This window comes from Halomonas halophila (assembly GCF_030406665.1).
Classification (GTDB): domain Bacteria; phylum Pseudomonadota; class Gammaproteobacteria; order Pseudomonadales; family Halomonadaceae; genus Halomonas; species Halomonas halophila.
In genome coordinates this window covers 512,060-534,800 of record NZ_CP129121.1, presented here as the reverse complement: position 1 = coordinate 534,800, position 22,741 = coordinate 512,060, and the positions used below count along the sequence as shown (strand labels likewise).

Sequence of the window (22,741 nt, the reverse complement as noted above, 5' to 3'; positions counted from 1 at the left end):
AGGACCGCCCCGGAGGGCGGTCCTGTCGAGCACGGTGGGGCGAACCCGGTGAGGTGAGGGGCTCAGGCCTCGGCGTCGTGGGCCGCCTTGAGGCGATAGAACTCCTCGACCACGGCGTCCATGGTGCAGGCGTCGTAGTCGCAAAGCCCGCTGACCACCAGCTTCTTGGAGCCGGTGCCGACTTCCTCGCCGTCGGCCATGATGCGGAACTCGAGCAGCGCATCACCGCGCTTGCCGACCACGTCCAGCGACGCATCCGCCAGTTCCAGCCCCGGCTCGATGCCGTCCAGGCGCTCCAGCGAGAAGCCCATGCTGTCGTAGATCACCAGCGGACGCTTGGGATTGAACATCACGCCGCGGTCTTCCATCAGCGGTTTCAGGTAGTGCGGGAAGTTCTTGCCGGAGAAAGCCACGTAGCAGCGCGTGAAGGCCTCGACCACGGCTTCGTCGCGGGTGATGTCACCGCTTCGCTCCACCTCGAGATAGCACTTGCCGCTGTCGTCGCGCACCCGGATCCGGCCGTCGTCGTCCTCGTCGAAGGCCAGCGGCACCTCGGCGCCGACCATGCTCAGGAAGCGGAAGGTCATGTGCTGGGAGAGGCCGTAACGAGCCAGGACCAGGGCGAAGAGCAGGTCGCCGGGCACGCAGAAGCGCCGCGCATCCGGGTTATGAATGGGGTTGAAGTCACCGGCGACGCGCTTGGCGAAACGGCTCGCCTGCTCGGCGGTGATGCAGAGCCGCGAGTCCGTGCGCGAGTGGTAATCATCGAGAAACATGCGTCGAGAGCCTGCCCTGAAGTCGTTGGCGATGCGATTCCGGTCATCACCGGAGGGAGCAGATGATGCCACAATTTTTCCCGCTTCGGGCGCCGAATCCCGACATCCGACTGCGACCTTAGCGTTGATCCGCTCCGCTATCCCCTACCAAAGGGGCAATCCCGTCGGCGCCACGTCTCAGTAGGCTGTTGGGTGAACCCCCTTTTTCCGGATGCTCCACACACTTCACCACGGGATGATCGTCGCCATGCAGACACTCCATCGTTCACCGCCTCGCTCTCGCTTGCCCGCCGCCCGCTGGCTGGCCCTTGCCATGCTGTCGCTGCTCGCCTCGCCCGCCGCCGCCGCGACCGGCTCGCTGGACCTGACGCAGTCGTTCGTCGGCGGCCTGGCGGTGATGATCTTCGTGCTGGCCTATGCGCTGGTCATGGCCGAGGAAAAGCTCCACATGCGCAAGTCCAAGCCGGTGCTGGTGGCGGCGGGCCTGATCTGGGGGCTGATCGGTTGGGTCTATGTGCAGTCCGGGATGTCGAGCGAGTCGGAACATGCCTTCCGCATCACCCTGCTCGAGTTCACCGAGCTGATGCTGTTCCTGCTGGTGGCGATGACCTACATCAACGCCATGGACGAGCGCGGCGTCTTCGATGCCCTGCGCGCCTGGATGGTGCGCAAGGGCTTCAGCTACCGGACCCTGTTCTGGATGACCGGCGTGCTGTCGTTCGTGATCTCGCCGGTGGCGGACAACCTGACCACGGCGCTGCTGATGTGCGCGGTGGTCACCAAGGTCGCCGAGGGCGACAAGCCCTTCATCAACCTGGCCTGCATCAACATCGTGGTGGCGGCCAATGCCGGCGGCGCCTTCAGTCCCTTCGGCGACATCACCACCCTGATGGTCTGGCAGGCCGGCATCGTGCACTTCCAGGAGTTCTTCGCCCTGCTGGTGCCGTCGCTGGTGAACTTCCTGATTCCCGCCGCGGTGATGAGCTTCTTCATCAAGAACCGCGTGCCGGCCAGCCTCGAGGAGGATGTCGTCCTCAAGCGCGGGGCGCGGCGCATCATCGTGCTGTTCCTGCTCACCGTGAGCACCGCCGTGGCCTGTCATACGCTGCTGCATCTGCCCCCGGTGCTGGGCATGATGACCGGGCTCGGCTACCTGCAGTTCTTCGGCTACTACCTGCGCCAGACGCTGCCTCGCTCGCTGGAGCGCAAGCGCACCCTCTACACCCAGCGCGGCGACTGGAAGATGCTCGAGCAGCTGGGCAGCGTGGTGCCCTTCGATGTCTACAAGCGGGTGGCCCGGGCCGAGTGGGATACCCTGCTGTTCTTCTACGGCGTGGTGATGTGCGTGGGCGGGCTGGGCTTCATGGGCTACCTGGCGCTGCTCTCCGACGCTCTCTACACCGGCTGGAACGCCACCGGCGCCAACATCGTCCTCGGCGTCATCTCGGCGGTGGTCGACAACATCCCGGTGATGTTCGCGGTGCTGACCATGGAGCCGGAGATGTCCCACGGCCACTGGCTGCTGATCACGCTCACCGCCGGGGTCGGCGGCAGCCTGCTGTCGGTGGGCTCGGCGGCCGGCGTCGCGCTGATGGGCCAGGCGCGGGGCAACTATACCTTCATGGGCCACCTGCGCTGGTCACCGGTGATCGCCCTGGGATATGCCGCCAGCGTCGTCACTCATCTGTGGATCAATGCCGGCAGCTTCGGCGTCTACGGCTGAGAGCGGGCTCGGCGGCAGTGCCGCCGAGCCTCATGACCACAAGCAGAAGGGGCCAATTTGCATTATCTTTTCGTCATGCACTGATAAAGGTAAGCTGTGCCGAAACGCTCAGCGGGCCCCGCACCGTCCACCTCGGCAGAGGCGCTCCGAGAGATGCATAACGATAACCCCCGACGAGTCGACAGGGAGATAGCGCCATCGTCCCCATCCTGTTCGCCTTCATTGCCGGCTCCCGGATGGAGCCCTATCCGCGCCACCCGAAGCCTCCAACTGCCATGCCGCCCGCCCAGTGGCGTTACCCCCAAGCTCGTGTCATGGCCGGGAGGGCCCGAATGCTCCGGCGTGTGGTAATGGCCATTGGCCTCGCGCTGCTGAGCGTCGCGCCATGGGTCGCGGCGGACCAGGGAGACGATGACGAGGCACAGACGGTGCTGCTGGTCGCCCATCCGGACGTCACCACGCAATCGCTGACCCGCGATATCACCCGAGCGCTCTTCGCCATGCGACAGCGTACCTGGCCGAACGGACAGGCCGCCCGCATCTTCGTGCTGCCCAACCGCCACCCCGTGCATGCCCGCTTCGTCAAGCAGCGGCTTTCGGTCTATCCCCACCAGCTACAGCTGGCCTGGGATCGTGCGGTGTTTTCCGGCACGGGGCAGGCCCCCGAGCGAGTGAGCACCCAGGCGGAGATGCTCGAACGAATTGCCGACACCCCAGGCGCCCTGGGCTATCTGGAAAGGGAGAAGCTGGATGACCGCGTCCAAGTCATCACCATGGAATAGGACACGCCTTTTCGGGGCTGTCGGCGCGATGCTGCTGGCCGTTGCCGTCCCGGCGCAGGCCGAACCAGGCAAGGTGCTGGACACCCTGCAGCTGCACGGCTTCCTGAGCCAGGCCCTGGTCATCACCGACGACAACGACTTCTTCGGCCCCAGCAGCGATCATGGCGGCAGCCTGGAATTCACCGAGATCGGCGCCAACGTGTCGCTGCGCCCCCACGAGGATGTCCTGCTCGCCGCCCAGGTGCTCAGCCGTCGAGCCGGCGGCGAGCGCGGCGATGCCGAGCCGAAGCTGGACTACGGCCTGATCGACTATCAGCTTCAGTCGAATCAGCAGCGCAATATCGGCGTGCAGCTGGGGCGCTTCAAGAACCCCTTCGGTTTCTACAATCAGACCAGAGACGTGGCCTTCACCCGCCCCGGCATCCTGCTGCCGCAGTCGATCTACTTCGATCGCACCCGCTCGCTGGCACTTTCCGCGGACGGCGTGCTGAGCTACTACGAGGAACGTTTGCCTCAGGGCACCTTGAGCTTTCAAGCTGGCGTCGGCCGCGTCCAGGCCGGCGACGACCTGCTCGAGACCCTTCGACTGGACCGCATTCCTGGCGATCTTGACCCGGACACCTCCGCTATCGCCCAGCTGCGCTACGAGCATGACGGCGGTCGCATCATCACCGCCCTGAGCCATGCCGATGTCGGGGCTCGCTTCGACTCGCACCAGAGCGGCCTCAGCGATGGCGACTTCTACTTCCGGCCCTGGGTGCTGTCACTGCAGTACAACGCCGAGCTCTGGAGCCTCACCGCCGAGTACGCGCTGCGCAACTCCGGTCTGGAAGGCTTCAACGACCCGCGCTTCAACTTCGATACCACCGGCGAGAGCTGGTACCTGCAATACCAGCGGCGCTTCCTCGACGACTGGCAGTGGCTGGTACGCTACGACCGTCTCGTGGCCAACCGGGATGATCCCTCCGGCGACGATTACGCCGCCAGCGGCGCCGGCCCGGACCACTCGCAGTTCGCCCGGGACTGGACCTTCGGCCTGCAATGGACGCCCACGCCGCGGATCATGCTGGCCGGCGAATATCACTACATCGATGGCACCGGCTGGCTGCCTGCCCAGGACAACCCCGACCCGTCGGACACGGACCGCTACTGGGACATGCTGCTGTTCCAGATCGCGTTTCGCTTCTAGCCCTGTGCGGACCGCTCCTTCATGACAGCCAAGGAACCGGCGACATGACCCTGCCCCCGCTGTTTCGCCAGCGCCGCCCCCTGAGCCTGACCTGGCGTGTGATCGCACTCAGCAGCCTGCTGCTGCTGGTGCTGGTCTCATTGTTCAGCTGGCTGAGCCATACCACCCTGACGCGCCAGTTCCAGGAAAGCCGCCTGCAGCAGCATGCGCTCCATCACCGCGAGGTGCGCCTGATCCTGCAGCGCTCGGAAGAAGGGCTGCGCCAGCTGGCCGGCCTGGCCGCGGCCTCCTCGGGATTGGGCGAGGCCCTGGAAGCCGACGATCACGCCGCCGTGCGTGCCTCGCTGGCGGCCCAATGGCCGAGCCTGCAGCTGGACGCGGGCATCGACGAGATCCGGATCTTCGACACCCGGGGCGAGGCGATGGCGCACTGGGGCAGCGCGCCGGAGCACAGCGGACCGATCCAGGACTGGATCTCACAGGTGATCCGTACGGAGACACCGCTGACGACCCTGCGCTGCGACGTCGGCTGCCGCCAGTATGCCGCCGTGCCGGTACTGATCGACGGGCGCAGCGTGGGCCTGGTCATCCTGTCGCGCACGCTCGCCGACGTGATTCTCCAGGTCAAGTCGGTCTCGGACAGCGAGGTCGCGCTGCTGGCCGCCTCTTCCCGCTCAAGCAACGACGCCGTGCCGGCTCGTCGGCTGTCCGCGTGGCAAGGCCAGCTGCTGGCCCTGACCGAGGAGCAGCCGGGCCTGTCACTGCTGCGACGGGCCGCCGAGCGGGTCTCGCTGGACACGCTTGCCGACGGCCCGTTACAGCTGCCCCACGCGCAGCGCCTGAAGGAACTGTCGGCCATTCCCGTGACCCGGATTCGATCCACTGACGGTGCCGGCTACCTCCTGCTGATCTCGGATATCACCGACCAGGTGCTCGCCATCAACCACGACACCCGGGTCCTGCTGGGCGCTGGCGTGGCCGGCTGGCTCGCCGCCGAGCTGCTGCTGCTGGCCATCCTGCTCGGCCCCATGGCGCGTCTGCGGCGCGTCGCCGGTGTACTGCCGGCCCTGGCCCGTGGTGGCTTCGACGAGGCCCGCCAGGCCATCCCCGCCACCTCGAAACGCTGGCCCGACGAGATCGACGTGCTCGAGGGCACCACGGTCGAGCTCTCCCGGCAGCTCGAACGGCTCGAAGGCGAGGTGCAGGCCCGGGGCGAGCAGCTCGCCGAGCGCGTCGACGAACTGGCTCGGGAGCGCGACTTCGTCAGCGGCCTGCTCGACACCGCCCGGGTGTTCATCATCGCCCAGGACAGCGCGGGGCGTATCAGCCTGGTCAACGCCTATGCGCTGTCGATCCTCGAGGTCGACGAGACGACGCTGATCGGTCGCCGCTTCGATGACATCTTCCCGCTGCCCGGTCATTCACCGATCGCCGATGCCGCCGGCGCCGAGGAAGAAGAGCGCCCCCTGCTCACCGTGGATGGCCGGGTCCACACCATCGTCTGGTATCACGCGCCGCTGACCGGCGGCGGCGACGCCGGCATGGCACGCCTCTCGGTGGGGCTCGACATCACCGAGCGCAAGGCCGCCGAGGGCCGCCTGACCTGGCTGGCCGAACGCGACCCGCTGACCGAGCTTCACAACAGGCGTCACTTCCAGGAGCTCGTGCAGGCGGCGCTGGCTCGCGGCGGCCAAGGGGCCCTGCTGCTGCTCGACCTGGACCAGTTCAAGGAGGTCAACGAGCTGAGCGGCCATCACGCCGGCGACCGGCTGCTGCGGGAAGTCGCCGACGTGCTGCAGTTCCATGTGGGACGACGCGGCAGCCTGGCTCGGCTGGGCGGCGACGAATTCGCCCTGCTGCTCGAAGGCGCCGATGCCGACCGGGCGATCGGCACGGCGCAGCAGTGCAACCAGCTGCTCGAGGCCATCCAGTTCCGGGCCAGTGGACGACTCCACCGCGCCATCGCCAGCATCGGCATCGTCCAGTACCCCGCTCACGGCGACACGCCCGCCGACCTGCTGGCCAGCGCCGACGTGGCCATGTACAAGGCCAAGGAACACCACCACCAGCGCTGGCACCTGCTCTCCACGCTGGAGAATGCCAAGAGCGAGCTGAAGGAGCGGGTCTACTGGGTCGAGCGGCTGCGCAAGGCCCTGCAGGAAGACGATTTCGTGCTGATGGTGCAGCCCATCATGCGCCTCGAGGATCGCGACGTGAAGCACTACGAGGTGCTGGTCCGGATGCGCGAGGAGGACGGCAGCCTGGTCTCGCCAGGCCACTTCATCCCGGTTGCCGAACGCAACGGCATGATCGTGCAGCTGGACCGCTGGGTACTACGCCACAGCCTCCAGGCATTGAGGCGGCTCCAGGCGCGAGGCATCAGCCTGGCGGTGAATCTCTCCGGTCAGTCGCTGCACGACAGGGGGCTCGAGCAGTTTCTCGCCGAGGAGCTGGCCGACAGCGGCGCCGATCCGCACCAGCTGATCCTCGAAGTGACGGAAACCGCGGCGGTCACTGACTTCTCCACGGCTCGGGGCGTGCTGCAGGCGATGCGCGACCTGGGCTGCCGCACCGCTCTCGACGATTTCGGGGTGGGATTCAGCAGCTTCCACTACCTGGGGCAGCTGCCGGTGGACTACATCAAGATCGACGGCTCCTTCATCCGCCACCTGACCGACAGTTCCGACAGTCGTGTGATCGTCCGGGCCATCGCCGACCTGGCCGCCGGCTTCGGCAAGCAGGCCATCGCCGAGTTCGTCGACAACGAACAGGTGCTGCCGCTGCTCAAGGCCTACGGCATCACCTACGGCCAGGGCTTCCACCTTGGACGGCCACGACCGCTGGCCCCCCTTCTCGACGACGATGCCTGATCCAGGCCCACCCCCACATGACGACACAGGGATGCACAGCCATGTCCTCGACTACCGCGAAGGAGACACCACGCCGCTCACGGGTCCCCGCTCACCTCTTCGACCGCTTCCGCGAGGCCTTCACCTTCCGACTGGCCGATGACGAGGAGACGCGGCGTCGCATCTTCCGGCTGCGGCACGATGTCTACTGCGAGGAGCTGGGCTACGAGGCGCCGGCGGACCCGCTGCATCATCTGGAGTTCGATGCCCACGACGAGCACGCCATCCTATGCCTGATCGAGCATCGGGACACCGGCCTCTCGGCCGGCTGCATGCGTCTGGTGCTGCCGGAGGACAGTCGGAATGACGGGGTCCAGCGTCTGCCCCTGGAGGACTACGCCGGCGAAAGCCTCGAGCATCCCAGGCTGCATCCGCAACGCTTCGCCCAGGAGACGGTGTGCGAGGTCTCGCGACTGGCGATCTCGCCACTGTTCCGTCGACGCTCGACCACGGAGGAAATAGAGGGCCTGCTGCATGCGCGACATGCCTTCACGCCCGAACAGCGCGAGACCTTCCCACTGATCGTGATCGGACTCTTCCTGGCCACCTATGTTCTGCTAGGACTCTCAGGTCGCCCTCATGCCTTTGCCATGATGGAGCCACGACTGCCGCGACTGCTCTCCATGTCGGGTTTCCTGTTCACTCCAGTCGGTCGCATCATCGATTTCCACGGAAAGCGCGGCGCCTTCTACATCGACCAGCGGCAGGTCGAGTACGAGATGAATCGCGACCTGCTGCCGCTCTATCGCGACATCAAGCGCACGCTGGCCTCGCAGCTGGAGGGCGCCCGGCCCCGGCAGACGGTCGACGCGCCTTCCTGAACCGATGCCGACAGGCACGGCCCTGGATACAGCCGCTCGGGCCAGTCCAGCAGCATGATCGCCAGCACGTTGCGATGCTCGCCCCGGTCGAGGTCGGTGCCACCCGACTCCGAGGGCACCATCCCGGCCACCGGATCGTATGCCGCCACCAGCGCCTCGCGCAGGCGCACCACGGCCGGCGCCTCCCCGCGCTCGGCCAGCAGGAAGCTGATGCCCACCTCGGTGTAGATGTCCTCCTTGGTGTCTGTCAGTATCCGTGCCAGCCCGGCGGAGAACGCATCGAGCACCCAGGCGAAATCGTCCGCCGATACCGGCTTCTGGTAATAGTCGCTGGCGGCGATCACGAAGTGGGTCATGCCGTAGATCTTGTTGCGATACAGCGCCTGGCTCAGCGTCGCGTCCCGCGAGGGAGGGAAACGTGCGCGGAAGGCGGCGATCGCCTCGCCGCGCAGGTCCGCCACGCCCAGATCGTCCAGGTAGTGGACCAGATTGGCGACCTGGGCGGCGTAGACGTCGAGCACGGCCGGGTCAGTCACGAAGGCCCGGAAATCCACGCCCGCCAGATAGTCCAGCGCGCGCCGATGGCCGGGCAGGTCTCGGTCGTTGAGCAGCCCGTGGTAGAGCGCCTGGGTCAGGTCGAAGGCCAGCCCCTTGGCGTAATGGATCTCGCCCCAGTCGGCGAGCATGCGCTTGCGACGGCGCTGCTTGGCGGTGCGCTCGGGGTAACCCTCGACGCCCTCGCGGCCGCGCCGGGCCGCGTAGCCGGGCTCGTCCAGCCGGGCGATCTCCTCCCGCAGCGACGCCACCAGCCGCTCTCCGTAGTCGCGATTGAGGGGCAGCCAGCGCGCCTCGCCGGTGATGCGATACATCCGCTGGGCATAGTGACGCTGACTGCCGACCGATAGCGCCGGCAGGGCCCGTTGGTAGGTAGCGCGAATCTCGGCGGCCACCGCCTCGTCGCTCGGCCGCGGGGCGGGCTCGAGGGCACAGCCGGCCAGCAGGAGCGCCAGCGCCCCGCCGACCAGCCAGCGCCATGGGGCGTGCCGCTTCATGAGGACCTCCTGCGCCGACGCGAGCGCTTCGGGGGAATCAGCTTGACCCGCGCCTTGGGCCGGCGCGGCGGTGCTGGCGGCGATGTCTCGCCATCCGCCTCGCTCGGCGCCGGGGGCGGAGCCACCGTCACCCAGGCGAAGACCGGCAGAGCCAGGCGCCAGTGGATGGCCGACAGCCGCAATCCCAGGGTGGTGGCCAGCGACGCCGCCACGTTGAACACGAAGGGCGTTCCCAGCGCGTCCAGGCCCACCAGCACCACCCCACCGGCAATGGCAGCGGTGGCGTAGATCTCCTGGCGCAGCACCATGGGCACGCGGCGCGCTAGCACGTCGCGCATCATCCCGCCGGCCACGCCGGTCAGCAGCCCCATCAGCACCGCCACCACGCCGGGCGCGTCCAGGGTGAGGGCCTTGTGAGTGCCGATCACGGTGAACAGCGCCAGGCCGAAGGCATCGGCCACCGGCAGGAAGACCCGCGACAGGCGATGGATATAGTGGAAGCCGAGAATCGAGAGTCCCACCGTGGCCAGGATCACCCACAGGTAGGCGGGGTCGCCGACCCAGAACACCGGCCGCACGCCGAGCACCAGATCACGCAGGGTTCCACCGCCGATACCCGTCATCGCGGCCAGCACCAGCATGCCGAAGGGGTCCATGCGCGAGCGGCAGGCAAGGATCACCCCGGAAAGCGCGAAGACGATCACCCCCGCCATGTCCAGCCAGTAGACCCATCCCGTCACGTCACGCCTCCCTGTTCGTGCTCGTCACCAGCATAGCAGCCGGCACGGCGTGGCCGTGGGCAATGGGCCAGGCGGTGCCCCTCCTGGCCAGGAGCGTCAACCATGGCCGAAGCGCGCCAGCTGCATCTCGCTCAGCCGGCTCAGAGTCCGGCGAAAGGGAAAGGCCAGGTGCCCCTGCCGATAGAGCGCCTCCAGGGGGACCTCTGCCTCGATATAGAGCGGCACGCCACGGTCATAGCACTCGTCGACCAGAGCGATGAAACGCCGCACGCCATCGTCCTGATGGGTCAACGCCGGCAGCTCGCGATCGCCGGCCTCCACACGCTGGCTGGCATCCTCGGTGCCCCGGGCGATGCCGCTCATCGCCGGCCCCCCATCGAGGCGCGGCACCTCGCCGATCAGCACATGATGGAAGCGATCACACAGATCGATGAAATCCAGCGCCGACAGCGGCGACTCGCACAGGGCCTCGAAGCGGCACCACAGTACCGTCTCGCTTTTCGCCTCCACCGGGATAGCCCGGTGGCCCAGCTCGACGGGGCTGGCGTCATGGCTCTGCCCCGCATTCAGGGTGTCAAATACCGTCGCCAGGGGTGCTGGCCGCTCTCGCTCGCGCACCCAGTAGCGGCGCTGCTCCGCCCCGGGATGGAGACGATGATCCTGGTCACCGTCCAGGTGCACCACCTCCAGGTGCCGGGTGATCGCCGCGATCGCCGGCAGGAAGCGCTCGCGATTGAAGCCGTCGGCATAGAGCGACTCCGGCGCCTGGTTGGAGGTCACCACCAGCACCAGCCCCCGTTCGAACAGGGCGTCGAACAGGCGCCCCAGCAGCATGGCATCGGCGATGTCGTTGACGAACAACTCGTCGAGGCACAGCACCCGCACCTCGTCGGCCAGCTCCGCGGCCAGGCGGCGCAGCGGATCGGGCGTACCGGAGAGCTGGAACTGGCGTCGATGCACCCAGCGCATGAAGTGGTGAAAATGCCATCGCCGGGACGCCACCCCGAGCCCGGCATGGAAGCGGTCCATCAGCCAGGTCTTGCCGCGCCCCACGGCGCCCCATAGATAGACGCCCTCCACCGCCTTATCGCCGCGCGCCAGGGCCCGGTGAGTCTTCTCCAGCGCCTCGACGGCCCGCCGCTGGGCGACATCATCGACGAAGCCATGCCGTTCCTGGGCCTCGCGATAGGCCGCCTCTGGGCCACTCGGGCCGGACCGGTTCGTCGCGGCCATCTCAGCCTCTCCGCAGCTTCTGGAACAGCGTCACCGCGCCCAATACCGCGGCGCCGACGGCGAGCCCGATACCGAGATTGAGCAGCATCGGTCCCAGGCCGTGGATCACGGCCTCGAGCCCCGGCACGGCCAGTTCGACCTCGGCCACGTCCCGGGCCAGGTGATGCAGCACGGGCACGCCGTGGGCGAGGATCCCGCCACCGACCAGGAACATGGCCGCGGTGCCGACCACCGATAGCAGCTTCATCAGCTTCGGTGCGGCGGCGACCAGGCCACGCCCCAACCCCGCCAGGGCACCCTCGCGACGGCTGAGGTAGAGCCCCAGGTCGTCCAGCTTGACGATGCCGGCCACCAGGCCGTAGACGCCCACGGTCATCAAAAGCCCGATGCCGATCAGCACCAGCACCTGCTGGCCGAGGGCGACGCCGGTTACCGTGCCCAGGGTGATGACGATGATCTCGGCGGAGAGGATGAAGTCGGTGCGGATCGCGCCCTTGATGCGCTTGCGCTCGAACTCGCGCATGTCGACGCCCTCGTCGGCCAGGGCCTTCACGCGCTCGGCGTGCTCGGTCTCGTCGTCCTTCCCGTGCAGGAACTTGTGCGCCAGCTTCTCGGCGCCCTCGAAGCACAGGTAGGTGCCGCCCAGCATCAGCAGCACCGTGACCAGCACCGGCACGAAGGCGCTGATCGCCAGCGCCGCGGGAATCAGGATCGCCTTGTTGCGCAGCGAGCCCTTGGCCACCGCCCACACCACCGGCAGCTCCCGGTCGGCGCGCACGCCGGTGACCTGCTGGGCGTTCAGGGCCAGGTCGTCGCTGAGCATCCCGGCGGTCTTCTTGGCCGCCACCTTGGTCATCAGCGAAACGTCATCGAGCAGAGTGGCGATATCATCGATCAGGGTCAGCAGGCTGCTTGCGGCCACGACGGCCCTCCTGGCACAGGGAATGGAGACGTTGCATTAGCATACGCCGTGTGAACGCGGGACGACCGGCGACCTGGCGGATTTTTTCGACTTGCCTTTTTATAGACAACCGGTCTAAATTGTGTGCATGAACACCACGACGACCAAACGCCGCGGCCGTCCGCCCAGGACCCCGCGCGACAACCCCGACACCCGAGACGCCCTGATCCGTTGCGGCGTGGAGATCCTGACCGAACAGGGCTTCGTCTCCACCGGCATCCAGGGCGTGCTGGAACGAGTCGGCGTGCCCAAGGGCTCCTTCTATCACTACTTCGACAGCAAGGACGCCTTCGGCGAGGCGGTGATGGATCGCTACGCCGCCTACTTCGCCGCCAAGCTCGACCGCTGGCTGCTCGATCCCGAGGTGCCGCCGCTCGATCGGATCGGCCACTTCATGGACGACGCCAGGCAAGGCATGGCGCGTCACGGCTTTCGGCGCGGCTGCCTGGTGGGCAACCTGTGCCAGGAAGTCACCATTCTTCCCGCCCGTTACCGCCAGCGCCTGACGGCGATCCTGGAAGACTGGGAGCGACGCCTGGCACGCTGCCTGAGGCTCGCCGTCGAGCGCGGCGACCTCGCGCCGGAAGCCGACTGCGAGCGCCTGGCTGGGCTGTTCTGGATCGGCTGGGAAGGCGCCGTCCAGCGCGCGCGCATCGTCCAGGACGACACCCCGCTGACGCTCTTCGGCGAGGAGTACCTGGCCCGACTGCCGAGATAAGGTTCCATCCCCGCCGGCACGGCGGGCCTGAGCCGTCGCACAGGCGACGCTTGGTTCGCATCTGGCTTTATCAGGCCCATTAATAGACAACCGGTCTAAAAAGGAGAATCCCATGTTCCAAGCCATCCTGGTGAACCAGACCGAAGATCAGCGGAGCACCGCGGCCCTCACCCGGCTCGAGCCAAGCGACCTCCCCGAGGGCGATGTCCGGGTGCGGGTCGAGTGGAGCACGCTCAACTACAAGGATGCCCTCGGCATCACCGGCCAGGGGCCGGTGATCCGACGCTTTCCGCTGGTACCGGGCATCGACCTGGCCGGCGTGGTGGAAGAAAGCGACCATGGCGACTGGCAACCGGGCGACCGGGTGCTGGTCAACGGCTGGGGGATCGGCGAGGGCCATTGGGGCGGCCTGGCACAGCAGGCCCGGGTGCGGTCCGAGTGGCTGACGCGCCTGCCCGACGACCTGAGCCCCCGCCAGGCGATGTCGATCGGCACCGCAGGCTACACGGCCATGCTGAGCCTGATCGCCCTCGAGCGTCAGGGCCTCACGCCGGCCCACGGCGACGTGCTCGTCACCGGTGCCAGCGGCGGCGTGGGCAGCGTCGCCGTGATGCTACTGGCCAAGCGCGGCTATCGCGTGATCGCCGCCACCGGCCGCACCGAGGAGGCAGACTATCTGAAGGCCCTCGGCGCCGCGGAGATCCTGCACCGCGACGAGCTGTCGGGCCCCGGCAAGCCGCTCGGCAAGGCGCGCTGGGCCGCGGTCATCGACTCCGTGGGCAGCCACACTCTGGCCAATGCCTGCGCCCAGACCCAAGAAGACGGCTGGGTGGCGGCCTGCGGCTTGGCCCAGGGCATGGACTTCCCGGCCACCGTGGCGCCCTTCATCCTGCGCGGCGTGACCCTGCTCGGCATCAACAGCGTCACCCGCCCCCAGGCGGAGCGCGACGAGGCCTGGCGTCGACTGGCCGAGGAGATCGACCGCAACATGCTCAAGGGGATGACGCGGGAGATCGCTCTCTTGGAAGCGATCGACGCGGCGAGCGAGCTGCTGGCCGGCAAGGTGCACGGCCGGCTGGTGGTCGACGTCAACCGCTAACGCGGGAACGCGCACGACGCCCCCGGCTCCGCCGAACGGCGGAGCCGGGGGCGACTCGTTGACGGGAACGCGTCAGCGTCGAGGGAATCAGCGCTGGAAGGGATAGACGCTGCCGAGTCTGAGGATGCCGGTGAGCTCATCCAGGGCGGCGAGGGTCTCGCTGGCGAGCGCCGGGTCGGCCAGATCGGCCGGGGCCAGGCGATCGCGGTAGTGACGCTCGACCCAGGCGACGAGCTCGCCGTGCAGGGCGTCGTCGAGCAGCACCCGGCCGGAGAGCGCGGCGCGCTCGGCCTCGGAGAGCGCCACCCGCAGCCGCAGGCAGGCGGGGCCGCCGCCGTTGCGCATCGACTGCTTGACGTCCTTCACCACCACCTCGGAGATCGGGTTGTGGCCCGCCAGCAGGTGATCCTGCAGGCAGCGCCACACCGCCTCGCGCTCCTGGCACTCGCCGGGCACCACCAGGGTCATGGTGCCGTCCGGGTTGCTGAGCAGCTGGGAGTTGAACAGGTACGAGGCCACGGCGTCGTCCAGGCTCACCGCCTCCACCGGCACCCGCACCGGGATCAGCGGCGAGGCCATGCGCTCACGCAGCGTGTCCAGGGTGCCCTGCTCGTCGCGGAAGGCATACTCGTGATAGAGCAGCACCGGACCGTTGCCCACGGCGATGACGTCGTTGTGGAAGACGCCGGCGTCGATGGCCTCGGGATGCTGCTGGGCGAACACCGTCTGCGCATCACTTAGGCCGTGCTGACGGGCCACCGCCTGGCTGGCCTCGAGGGTCTGGCGGGCCGGATAGCGCCGCGGCGCGATGCCGTCGCCACCGAACGCCTGGCGGCCGTAGACGTACAGATGCACGCCCGGCTCACCGTGGTCGCCGGCCAGCCGGGTATGGTTGGCCGCGCCCTCGTCGGAGAAGGCCGGGGTGGCCGGCAGCACCGGATGGTGGGCGAAGCGAGCCTCGTCGGCGAAGATCGACGCCAGCACCCGGCCGGTGGTGGCCGGCTCCAGGTAGCGGTGGAAGCTCGATTGCAGGTTGGCCGGCGTGAAATGCGCCCGGCCGTCCGGCGCATCGACGCTCGGCGTCACCGTGGCGGCATTGGCGGTCCACATGCTGGAGGCCGAGCACACCGCGCGCAGCACCTGGGGCGCCTCGTCGGCGGCCCGGGCCAGCACCTGGGCATCGCTGCCGGCGAAGCCGAGATCCCGCAGCGCCCCCAGGTCCGGGCGCTGCTGGGGCGGCAGCACGCCCTGGGCGTAGCCGGCGTCCATCAGCGACTTCATCTTCTCGAGGCCCTGCAGCGCGGCCTCGCGGGGATTGGCCACCAGCCCCTCGTGGCTCATCGAGGCCACGTTGCCGTGGGCCAGGCCCGAGTAGTTGTGGGTCGGGCCCACCAGGCCGTCGAAGTTGACCTCGCGCACGCTCATGTCGGGTTCCCGGCTCACAGCGTCACCCCCGGCGGCAGTTTGTCGGGCAGGCTCAGCGCCTCGCTCTCCATGGAGGCCACGGGGTAGGCGCAGTAGTCCGCTGGGCTTATATAAGCAGGCACTCGGAGTGCCTTGGTCGGGTTGGGCATCATGTCCTGGCTCACAGCGTCACCCCCGGCGGCAGCTTGTCGGGCAGACTCAGCGCCTCGCTTTCCATGGAAGCCACGGGGTAGGCGCAGTAGTCCGCTGGGCTTATATAAGCAGGCACTCGGAGTGCCTTGGTCGGGTTGGGCATCATGTCCTGGCTCACAGCGTCACCCCCGGCGGCAGCTTGTCGGGCAGACTCAGCGCCTCGCTTTCCATGGAAGCCACGGGGTAGGCGCAGTAGTCGGCCGCGTAGTAGGCACTGGGGCGATGATTGCCGCTGTCGCCCACGCCGCCGAAGGGCGCGTCGCCGGAGGCGCCGGTGGTCTGGCGGTTCCAGTTGACGATGCCGGCGCGGATGCGCAGCAGGAAGTCGTCCCAGTCCTCGCGCTCGCCGCCGATCAGCCCGGCGGAGAGGCCGTAGCGGGTGTCGTTGGCCAATGCCATCGCCTCGTCCCAGTCGCGGTAGCGATGGACCTTGAGCAGCGGTCCGAAGTGCTCCTCGTCGGGCACCTCCAGGCCGGTGACGTCGATCAGCGCCGGCGTGAGCAGGCTGGTGTTCTCCTCCAGGCGCTGCATGCGCGCGAGCACGCTGCCGCCGCGGGCCTCGAGGTCGTCCTGGGCCGCCAGCAGGCCGTCGGCGGCGGCCACGCTGACCAGGCCGCCATAGAACGGCGCCGGCTCGCTGAACTGGCCGGCCACGTGGAGCCGCGAGATGGCGTCACTCAGGGCGTCCAGCAGGTGATCGCCCACCTGCCCTTCCGGCACGATCAGCCGGCGCGCGCAGGTGCAGCGCTGGCCGCCGGACAGGAAGGCCGACTGCAGGATGGTCAGCACGGCGGCGTCCTGGTCGGGCACGTCCTTGATCACCAGTGGGTTGTTGCCGCCGAGCTCGAGGGCCAGGATCTTGTCCATCTGGCCGGCGAACTGCTGGTGCAGCAGGCCGCCGACCTTGGCGCTGCCGGTGAACAGCAGGCCGTCGATGCCGGTGTGGGAGGACAGCGCCTGGCCCACCGGGGCCGCGCCCTGCACCAGGTTGATCACGCCCTCGGGCAGGCCGGCCTCGCGCCAGCACTGCAGCGTCAGGTCGGCGGTCAGCGGGGTCTGCTCGCTGGGCTTGAAGACCACGGTATTGCCGGCCAGCAGCGCCGGCACCATGTGGCCGTTGGGCAGGTGGCCGGGGAAGTTGTAGGGGCCGAACACCGCCATCACGCCGTGGGGCCGATGGCGCAGCACCGCCCGGGCCTCGCCCAGGTCGCGCTCGCGCTCGCCGGTGCGCTCCTGGTAGGCGCGGATCGAGATCGCCACCTTGCCGATCATCGCGCCGACCTCGGTGCGGGCCTCCCACAGCGGCTTGCCGGTCTCGCCGGCGATCGCCGTGGCCAGGTCCTCGCGGTGGCTCTCGAGCACCTCGCGGAAGCGCTCGACCAGCGCCTGGCGCGCCTCGAACGTCTGCCGCGCCCAGGCCGGGAAGGCGGCGCGGGCGGCCTCGACGGCGGCGCCCACCTGAGCCTCGGAGGCGGCGTGGCCCTGCCACAGCGTCTCGCCCGAGACCGGGTCCTGCTTGGCGAAGCCCTCGGCCTCGCCGTCCTGCCACTCGCCGCCGATCAGCAGCCGTTGCATCGCCTTCATCACGCCTCCTCGTCGCTATCCAGAATACGCAGGGTGTCGCCGGCGGCGACCTCGAGGCGTGCCGCCTCGGCCTCGCTCAGCGTCACCACGCCGTCGTCGTCGGGTCCGCGGCCCAGCCAGGCCGCGCGGAAGCCGGCCATGGAGGTGGTCGCGGCCAGCCAGCGCGGCCGTTCGGCCTGCTCGAGTTCGTCGGCCTTGATCTCCACGCGGCAGGTCCGCGACAGGCGCACGCCGCGCACGTCGTCGATGTAGGCCTCCACGGTGGGGCCACCATCGAAGATGTCGATAAACCCTTCCCAGCGCAGGCCCTCCTTCTTGAGCATCGCCAGCGCCGGGCGGGTGTGCTCGTGGACCTCGCCGATGCAGGCCCGGGCCTCCTCGGAGAGGAAGGGGGTGTAGATCGGGAACTTGGGCATCAGCTCGCCGATAAAGCTCTTCTGCCCCAGCCCCGTGAGCCGGTCGGCCTCGTTGAAGTCCATGGGGAAGAAGTTGCTGCCCAGGCACTCCCAGAACGGGCTCCTGCCCTCGGCGTCGAACCTGCCGCGCATCTCGGCCAGCACCTTGTCGGGGAAGCTGTCGCGGAACTGGGCCATGAACAGCCAGCGCACCATCGACAGCAGCGCGCCGTTGCGCTCGTGCCGGCGGTCGCCGCCGCGATACTCGGGGCGCAGGAACAGCGAGGCCACTTCGGCGTCGCCGGTGTGGTCCGAGCTCAGGAACAGGGTGTCGATGGTGCGGTGCAGGTCGAGCTGCACCGAGGAGTGCGCCAGGGTGCCCAGCCGGTAGTGATAGAAAGGCACCTCGCGGCCCACCTGGCCCTCGATGGCGCAGCAGCCGGCCAGCTTGCCACTGGCCTCGTCCTCGAGCACGAAGAAGTAGAGGCGCTGGTCCACCGGCGTCTGCTGGGCAAAGGCGCTGACCGCGGTGTCGATCTTGGCGGCCAGGAAGTCGCGGTTGTCGGGCAGCGAGGTGAAGCCCACCCCGGTCTCCCGGGCCACCGCCTGCAGCTCGTCCAGGTCGGACGGGGCGATCGGTCGAATGCGCATCACAGCTCTCCCTCGTCGTAGCCCGGGTCGTCGGCGTCGCCCGGCAGGCCGAGCGGCGCGGCCAGCACGGCGCGGCCCTCCTCCACGCCGAGCCGTTCGGCGTGCTCCGGCGACAGCATCAGCTGGCCGGTGGGCGACAGCGCATAGCGCGCCACCACGCAGCGGAAGTCGTCGAGACGCTGGTTGGCGACCATCGCCGGCTCGGCGTCCGGCAGCGAGTGGGCCGGGCGGATACGGACCGGGTGCCAGGCGGCGCGGCGGAAGCTCTCGAGCCGCTCGCGCTCGGCCTTGATCACCGGGCCGGCATCGAAGATGTCGACGTGGCGCGAACGCAGGAAGCCCTCGGCCAGCATCTCGTCGAGTGCCGCCTCGTGGTCCGGGTGCTCACGGCCGATAGCGGCCCGCGCCTGGGGCGTGAGCAGCGCCAGGTAGAGCGGGAACTGGGGCATCACCTCGGCGATGAAGCTCTTCGAGCGGACCCCGGCCACGTAGTTGATCTCCTGGTAGTCGCGCTGGAAGAAGTGACGCCCCACGCTGTTCCAGAACGGCGACTGCTGGTCGTCGTCCAGGAAGCCGGGAAAGGCCATCGCCAGGATCTCGGCGAAGCGCTCCGGGTACTGGGCGATGAACATCAGCCGCGCCCGGCGCAGCAGGCTCTCGGCACTGGTGCCGCGGTAGCGCGGGTCCAGCGAGTAGGCACACAGCAGGCTCGCCTCGGAGACCTCGTGGGACAGCGACAGGGTCTGCACCTCGCGGCGCACGTCGAGCTGCTGCGAGGCGTGAATCAGGGTTTCCTGGCGATAGGTGTAGTAGGCCTCCCGGGCGCCGGCCTGGGCACGCACGGTGGCGGTGCCCACCACCTCGCCGCGCTCCAGGTCCTCGAGCACGAAGGTGTAGTGCTCGTCGCCGGGAAACTCCACCTCGGCCTCGAAGGCCCGCTGGGAGCGCATGATGCGCTCCTCGAGGCGGTCTCGATGGGCCGGCAGGTTGGTCAGGCGCGGCGAGGCGTTGCCCGCCAGCCGCTCCAGGGCCGGCAGGTCCGCCGGCCGGGTGGGACGTACGACCAGCATGGCTTGGCCTCCCGCGGATGATTCCGATGCGTCCATGGCGTGGCCGCGGCTCACTCGGATGCCACCAGCCGGGCGATGGCCCGCTCCAGGCGCGCCATGCCCTCGGCGATGTCGGCCTCGGGGATCACCAGCGACGGCGCCATGCGCAGCACGTTGGGGCCGGCGACCAGCGCCATCAGGCCCTCGTCGATGGCCAGCGGCAGGATGTCCTTGGCGCGGCCCTCGTAGGCATCGGTCATCTCGGCGCCGATCAGCAGGCCCATGCCGCGAATGTCCTTGAACACGCCGTGCTTGCGGTTGATGGTCTCGAGATGCTCGCGGAACAGGTCGTGGCGACGCTTGACGCCCTCCAGCACCTCGGGGGTGTCGATGTGCTCCACGGCAGCCAGGGCCACGGCGGAGGCCAGGGCATTGCCGCCGTAGGTGGAGCCGTGAGTACCGATGGCCATGGCCGGCGCGATACGGTCGGTGGTCAGCATGGCGCCCACCGGGAAGCCACCGCCCAGCGACTTGGCACTGCTCAGGATGTCCGGGGTCACGCCGTACTGCATGTAGGCGAACAGCGTGCCGGAACGGCCCACGCCGGTCTGCACCTCGTCGAAGATCAGCAGGGCGTCGTGCTCGTCGCACAGCGCACGCAGGCCCTGCAGGAACTCGGGGGCGGCGGGCAGGATGCCGCCCTCGCCCTGCATCGGCTCGACCATCACCGCGCAGGTGTCGTCGCCCATCAGCTCGCGCACCGCCTCGAGGTCATTGAACTCGGCATGAATGATGCCGCCCGGCACCGGCCCGAACCCCTGGGCGTACTTGGGCTGGCCGCCGACGCTGACAGTGAAGAAGGTGCGGCCGTGGAACGACTGGCGGAAGGAGATGATCTTGTCCTTGTGCTCGCCATGGGTGTTGTAGGCCCAGCGGCGCGCCAGCTTCAGCGCGGCCTCGTTGGCCTCGCCCCCGGAGGAGCACAGGAAGACCTTGTCGGCGAAGGTGCGCTCGACCAGGGTACGCGCCAGCTCAAGTGCCGGCTCGTTGGTATAGACGTTAGAGAGGTGCCACAGCTTGTCGGCCTGCGCCTTGAGCGCGTTCACCAGCACCGGATGGCAGTGGCCCAGGGCGTTCACCGCGATGCCGCCGGCGAAGTCGATGTACTCACGGCCTTCCTGATCCCACAGGCGGCTGCCCTCGCCGCGCACCGGGATGGTCTTCTGCGGTGAGTAGTTGGGCACCATGTACTGGTCGAAATCGCTGCGGGTCGGGGTGTGGGTCATGACGTTCTCCGTTGTCTCGAGCCGAACTCGTTCAGGATGAATCGGGGATCATTCGAGTATAGGGAGCCCCCTGCCGAGGGTCTTTCAGCAATGGGACGACGACTTGTGAAAAAAGCAGGCGCCCGTCGAGGCGCCTCACGGTGCGATCGGCTAAGGTGACGCCAGACCGAGGAGGCTTCTGGATGTTCAATACCACCGCCTGGAACCGGCTGCGCTACGACGCCTATGCCCCGATCTACGATGCCGTGGCCGAGCGCGCCTTTCGCCGCGCCCGGCAGGCCGCGCTCGGACAGGTGCACTGGCGCCCCGGCATGCGCGTGCTGCTGGTGGGTGCCGGCACCGGGCTCGACCTGCCCTGGCTGCCACGGGACATCGAGCTGCACGCCACCGATCTCAGCCCGGCCATGATCCGGCGCCTCGAACGGCGCGCCGGGGCGCTGCATCGCGACGTCCAGGCCGACGTGATGGACGCCGAGGCCCTCGACTATCCCGACGGCCACTTCGACGTGGTGGTGATGCACCTGATCCTGGCGGTGATGCCCGACCCGGCCCGCGGCCTCGCCGAGGCACACCGGGTGCTGGCCGACAACGGCCAGCTGTGCGTGATGGACAAGTTCCAGGCCGACGCGCGTCCGGCCGGGCTCGGCCGACGCGCGTTGAACCTCGTCACCTCGGCCATCGCCACCGACATCACCCGCCAGGCGCGGCCGCTGCTGGAAGACGCCGGCTTCGTCATAGAGGCCGACCGCCCGGTGATGATGGGCTCCTTGTTCCGCGCCCTGCTGGCGCAAAAGCACGCCTGACGACACCGAAACCCTCAGCCCAGACGCTCTTCCCGGGGCGTGATGCCGAAGTGGTTGCGATAGGCGGTGGAGAAGTGCGCCGCCGAGGAAAAGCCGGTCTGCAGGGCGATCTCGCCGGCCGGGCGGTCGCTCTCGCGCAGCTGCCTGCGGGCCTGCTGGAGGCGCAGGTTGAGGTAGTAGCGGCTGGGCACCGCCTGCAGGTGCTTCTTGAACAGCCGCTCGAGCTGGCGCCGCGAGATGCCCAGGTGCTCGGCCAGCTCGTGGGTGGTCAGCGGCTCCTCGATGTTGGACTCCATCAGCGCCACCGCGTCGATCAGACTCTGCGGGGCGTTGCCCAGCCGAGTGCGCAGCGGCACCTGCTGCGGCTCGTCGCCCATGCGGATGCGCTCGAGCACGAAGTGCTCGGAGATGCGTTCGGCCAGCTCGGCACCGTGCTGACTGCCGATCAGCGTCATCATCATGTCCATGGCCGCGGTGCCGCCGCCGCAGGTCAAGCGGTCGCGGTCGATCTCGAACAGCTGCTGGGAGAGGCGCACCCGCGGGTAGTCGCGGGCGAAGGCCTCGAAGCGCGTCCAGGGCAGGGTCGCCCGGTAGCCCTCGAGCACCCCGGCCCGGGCCAGCACCTCGGTGCCGCCGCCGATGCCGCCCAGCACCACCCGGGCGGCGGCCAGCCGGCGCAGCCATCCGAGCAGCGCCTCGGGCACGCTGCCTGAGAGCGGTCCGGGGGCACAGACCAGCAGCATGTCGAGGGCCTGATCCGGCTCGCCGGCCGAGGCCTCGGGCACCAGCGCCTGGCCGGCGGCGCTGGGCACCGGACGCGCGTCGATCGCATAGGTGGAGAGCCGGTAGAGGCTGCGCTCCGCCAGGCGATTGGCCACCACCAGCGGCTCGGTGGCGCAGGCCTGGGCGAGCAGCGAGAAGCCCGGCAGCACCACCACGCCCACGTGCCGGGACAGCGGCACGGCGGATGCAAGGGGTGAAGCGTCGGGCATGGGGGCTCTCTCGCGGGCGGAACAGAGCCCCATTCTAGGCCGAAGGCGCCGAGCGTAACAGCCGCGCGAATACGACGACGCCGGGCGCGTGCCCGGCGTCGTCGCATGACGCAACTCAGTCGGTCAGGCCGATCACCAGCAGGCCGACGACGACCACCGCCACCACCACGATCAGCGCGGGCAGCAGCCAGGCCATACCGCTGTCAGGCTCGCGGGCCTCGGGCTGCTCCACGTCCGGTTCCGGATGGTCGTAGTCCTCGGGCTGGCTGACCTCGTGCAGGTGTTCCAGCTCCTCGTCCGGCGTCTTGCTGTCCCGTGTGTCCATGGGCACCTCCTGGCGCGTGAGTCGGGAAACGGGACG

At 68.7% G+C, this 22,741-nt stretch carries 22 protein-coding genes; 8 read left to right on the top strand and 14 right to left on the bottom strand.

Annotated features, from left to right (window positions below; genetic code table 11):
• Window positions 1-62: 62 nt before the first annotated feature.
• Window positions 63-776, bottom strand: a complete 714-nt coding sequence (locus QWG60_RS02450) for a DUF3581 domain-containing protein (protein ID WP_146907746.1) — start codon at window positions 774-776, stop codon at window positions 63-65.
• 247 nt (window positions 777-1,023) lie between these two features.
• Here QWG60_RS02450 and nhaD point away from each other — a divergent pair, with 247 nt between their 5' ends.
• The 5 genes from nhaD to QWG60_RS02425 all read left to right on the top strand — a co-directional run bounded on the left by nhaD (window position 1,024) and on the right by QWG60_RS02425 (window position 8,200).
• Window positions 1,024-2,499: a sodium:proton antiporter NhaD gene (nhaD, locus tag QWG60_RS02445; protein ID WP_046080425.1), complete on the top strand. Its 1,476-nt coding sequence runs from the start codon at window positions 1,024-1,026 to the stop codon at window positions 2,497-2,499.
• A gap of 350 nt (window positions 2,500-2,849) precedes the next feature.
• Complete coding sequence (locus QWG60_RS02440) at window positions 2,850-3,281, top strand: hypothetical protein (RefSeq protein ID WP_046079496.1); 432 nt, start codon at window positions 2,850-2,852, stop codon at window positions 3,279-3,281.
• A 28-nt stretch (window positions 3,282-3,309) separates the two neighbouring features.
• Window positions 3,310-4,470 (top strand): TonB-dependent receptor, encoded by a 1,161-nt coding sequence (locus QWG60_RS02435; RefSeq protein WP_146907748.1) that lies wholly within the window; start codon window positions 3,310-3,312, stop codon window positions 4,468-4,470.
• A gap of 44 nt (window positions 4,471-4,514) precedes the next feature.
• The gene (locus QWG60_RS02430) at window positions 4,515-7,340 is read left to right on the top strand and encodes a bifunctional diguanylate cyclase/phosphodiesterase (protein WP_146907750.1); all 2,826 of its coding nucleotides are present in this window, start codon (window positions 4,515-4,517) and stop codon (window positions 7,338-7,340) included.
• 41 nt (window positions 7,341-7,381) lie between these two features.
• The gene (locus QWG60_RS02425; RefSeq protein ID WP_107181334.1) at window positions 7,382-8,200 is read left to right on the top strand and encodes a PEP-CTERM/exosortase system-associated acyltransferase; all 819 of its coding nucleotides are present in this window, start codon (window positions 7,382-7,384) and stop codon (window positions 8,198-8,200) included.
• Here the strand turns inward: QWG60_RS02425 and QWG60_RS02420 are convergent.
• From QWG60_RS02420 to QWG60_RS02405, 4 genes are all read right to left on the bottom strand, one after another.
• Window positions 8,122-9,252, bottom strand: a complete 1,131-nt coding sequence (locus tag QWG60_RS02420) for a DUF3541 domain-containing protein (RefSeq protein ID WP_146907752.1) — start codon at window positions 9,250-9,252, stop codon at window positions 8,122-8,124. The two genes, QWG60_RS02425 and QWG60_RS02420, sit on opposite strands and share 79 nt — an antisense overlap.
• Window positions 9,249-9,992, bottom strand: a complete 744-nt coding sequence (locus QWG60_RS02415; protein WP_081945779.1) for a trimeric intracellular cation channel family protein — start codon at window positions 9,990-9,992, stop codon at window positions 9,249-9,251. Before QWG60_RS02415 ends, QWG60_RS02420 begins: the two co-directional genes overlap by 4 nt.
• Before the next feature lie 96 nt (window positions 9,993-10,088).
• Complete coding sequence (zapE, locus tag QWG60_RS02410; protein WP_146907754.1) at window positions 10,089-11,225, bottom strand: cell division protein ZapE; 1,137 nt, start codon at window positions 11,223-11,225, stop codon at window positions 10,089-10,091.
• Between the two features lies 1 nt (window position 11,226).
• Complete coding sequence (locus tag QWG60_RS02405; RefSeq protein ID WP_046079502.1) at window positions 11,227-12,147, bottom strand: DUF808 domain-containing protein; 921 nt, start codon at window positions 12,145-12,147, stop codon at window positions 11,227-11,229.
• 127 nt (window positions 12,148-12,274) lie between these two features.
• On the opposite strand from QWG60_RS02405, the gene acuR reads away from it, so the two are divergent.
• Window positions 12,275-12,904 carry an acrylate utilization transcriptional regulator AcuR gene (gene acuR / locus QWG60_RS02400; protein ID WP_146907756.1) on the top strand — a complete coding sequence of 210 codons (630 nt, stop codon included), beginning with the start codon at window positions 12,275-12,277 and terminating at the stop codon, window positions 12,902-12,904.
• A gap of 112 nt (window positions 12,905-13,016) precedes the next feature.
• A complete protein-coding gene (gene acuI / locus QWG60_RS02395) occupies window positions 13,017-14,003 on the top strand; it encodes an acrylyl-CoA reductase (NADPH) (RefSeq protein WP_146907758.1) in 987 nt (328 codons plus the stop codon).
• Window positions 14,004-14,090: 87 nt separating this feature from the next.
• On the opposite strand, the gene astB is transcribed toward acuI, so the two are convergent.
• From astB to QWG60_RS02360, 7 genes are read right to left on the bottom strand one after another with little or no spacing between them, the layout of a single operon-like run.
• Window positions 14,091-15,428 carry an N-succinylarginine dihydrolase gene (gene astB, locus QWG60_RS02390; protein WP_146907760.1) on the bottom strand — a complete coding sequence of 446 codons (1,338 nt, stop codon included), beginning with the start codon at window positions 15,426-15,428 and terminating at the stop codon, window positions 14,091-14,093.
• Window positions 15,429-15,442: 14 nt separating this feature from the next.
• Window positions 15,443-15,580 (bottom strand): hypothetical protein, encoded by a 138-nt coding sequence (locus tag QWG60_RS02385; protein ID WP_161796811.1) that lies wholly within the window; start codon window positions 15,578-15,580, stop codon window positions 15,443-15,445.
• An 8-nt stretch (window positions 15,581-15,588) separates the two neighbouring features.
• Window positions 15,589-15,726, bottom strand: a complete 138-nt coding sequence (locus QWG60_RS02380; protein ID WP_161796811.1) for a hypothetical protein — start codon at window positions 15,724-15,726, stop codon at window positions 15,589-15,591.
• An 8-nt stretch (window positions 15,727-15,734) separates the two neighbouring features.
• On the bottom strand, window positions 15,735-17,204 hold the full coding sequence (gene astD / locus QWG60_RS02375) for a succinylglutamate-semialdehyde dehydrogenase (RefSeq protein ID WP_290130916.1): 1,470 nt from the start codon (window positions 17,202-17,204) through the stop codon (window positions 15,735-15,737).
• A complete protein-coding gene (gene astA, locus QWG60_RS02370) occupies window positions 17,204-18,250 on the bottom strand; it encodes an arginine N-succinyltransferase (RefSeq protein ID WP_035593841.1) in 1,047 nt (348 codons plus the stop codon). Before astA ends, astD begins: the two co-directional genes overlap by 1 nt.
• Window positions 18,250-19,320 (bottom strand): arginine N-succinyltransferase, encoded by a 1,071-nt coding sequence (locus tag QWG60_RS02365; RefSeq protein ID WP_046079507.1) that lies wholly within the window; start codon window positions 19,318-19,320, stop codon window positions 18,250-18,252. Before QWG60_RS02365 ends, astA begins: the two co-directional genes overlap by 1 nt.
• Before the next feature lie 50 nt (window positions 19,321-19,370).
• Complete coding sequence (locus QWG60_RS02360; protein WP_107181341.1) at window positions 19,371-20,585, bottom strand: aspartate aminotransferase family protein; 1,215 nt, start codon at window positions 20,583-20,585, stop codon at window positions 19,371-19,373.
• A 182-nt stretch (window positions 20,586-20,767) separates the two neighbouring features.
• On the opposite strand from QWG60_RS02360, the gene QWG60_RS02355 reads away from it, so the two are divergent.
• The gene (locus tag QWG60_RS02355; RefSeq protein WP_146908666.1) at window positions 20,768-21,388 is read left to right on the top strand and encodes a class I SAM-dependent methyltransferase; all 621 of its coding nucleotides are present in this window, start codon (window positions 20,768-20,770) and stop codon (window positions 21,386-21,388) included.
• Window positions 21,389-21,402: 14 nt separating this feature from the next.
• Here QWG60_RS02355 and QWG60_RS02350 read toward each other — a convergent pair whose 3' ends face one another.
• Together QWG60_RS02350 and QWG60_RS02345 are read right to left on the bottom strand one after the other, a co-directional pair.
• Entirely contained in the window at window positions 21,403-22,380 is a 978-nt protein-coding gene (locus tag QWG60_RS02350) for a GlxA family transcriptional regulator (RefSeq protein ID WP_186810065.1), read from the bottom strand.
• A gap of 115 nt (window positions 22,381-22,495) precedes the next feature.
• Window positions 22,496-22,705 (bottom strand): hypothetical protein, encoded by a 210-nt coding sequence (locus tag QWG60_RS02345; protein ID WP_146908668.1) that lies wholly within the window; start codon window positions 22,703-22,705, stop codon window positions 22,496-22,498.
• Window positions 22,706-22,741: the final 36 nt, after the last annotated feature.

Coding starts and splice junctions, on each gene's coding strand:
- QWG60_RS02435 (WP_146907748.1), top strand. CDS start 3,310: ATGCTGCTGGCCGTTGCCGTCCCGGCGCAGGCCGAACCAGGCAAGGTG.
- QWG60_RS02360 (WP_107181341.1), bottom strand. CDS start 20,585: ATGACCCACACCCCGACCCGCAGCGATTTCGACCAGTACATGGTGCCC.
- QWG60_RS02365 (WP_046079507.1), bottom strand. CDS start 19,320: ATGCTGGTCGTACGTCCCACCCGGCCGGCGGACCTGCCGGCCCTGGAG.
- QWG60_RS02380 (WP_161796811.1), bottom strand. CDS start 15,726: ATGATGCCCAACCCGACCAAGGCACTCCGAGTGCCTGCTTATATAAGC.
- QWG60_RS02425 (WP_107181334.1), top strand. CDS start 7,382: ATGTCCTCGACTACCGCGAAGGAGACACCACGCCGCTCACGGGTCCCC.
- astA (WP_035593841.1), bottom strand. CDS start 18,250: ATGCGCATTCGACCGATCGCCCCGTCCGACCTGGACGAGCTGCAGGCG.
- acuR (WP_146907756.1), top strand. CDS start 12,275: ATGAACACCACGACGACCAAACGCCGCGGCCGTCCGCCCAGGACCCCG.
- QWG60_RS02350 (WP_186810065.1), bottom strand. CDS start 22,380: ATGCCCGACGCTTCACCCCTTGCATCCGCCGTGCCGCTGTCCCGGCAC.
- zapE (WP_146907754.1), bottom strand. CDS start 11,225: ATGGCCGCGACGAACCGGTCCGGCCCGAGTGGCCCAGAGGCGGCCTAT.
- QWG60_RS02355 (WP_146908666.1), top strand. CDS start 20,768: ATGTTCAATACCACCGCCTGGAACCGGCTGCGCTACGACGCCTATGCC.
- QWG60_RS02420 (WP_146907752.1), bottom strand. CDS start 9,252: ATGAAGCGGCACGCCCCATGGCGCTGGCTGGTCGGCGGGGCGCTGGCG.
- nhaD (WP_046080425.1), top strand. CDS start 1,024: ATGCAGACACTCCATCGTTCACCGCCTCGCTCTCGCTTGCCCGCCGCC.
- acuI (WP_146907758.1), top strand. CDS start 13,017: ATGTTCCAAGCCATCCTGGTGAACCAGACCGAAGATCAGCGGAGCACC.
- QWG60_RS02385 (WP_161796811.1), bottom strand. CDS start 15,580: ATGATGCCCAACCCGACCAAGGCACTCCGAGTGCCTGCTTATATAAGC.
- astB (WP_146907760.1), bottom strand. CDS start 15,428: ATGAGCGTGCGCGAGGTCAACTTCGACGGCCTGGTGGGCCCGACCCAC.
- QWG60_RS02345 (WP_146908668.1), bottom strand. CDS start 22,705: ATGGACACACGGGACAGCAAGACGCCGGACGAGGAGCTGGAACACCTG.
- astD (WP_290130916.1), bottom strand. CDS start 17,204: ATGAAGGCGATGCAACGGCTGCTGATCGGCGGCGAGTGGCAGGACGGC.
- QWG60_RS02450 (WP_146907746.1), bottom strand. CDS start 776: ATGTTTCTCGATGATTACCACTCGCGCACGGACTCGCGGCTCTGCATC.
- QWG60_RS02440 (WP_046079496.1), top strand. CDS start 2,850: ATGGCCATTGGCCTCGCGCTGCTGAGCGTCGCGCCATGGGTCGCGGCG.
- QWG60_RS02430 (WP_146907750.1), top strand. CDS start 4,515: ATGACCCTGCCCCCGCTGTTTCGCCAGCGCCGCCCCCTGAGCCTGACC.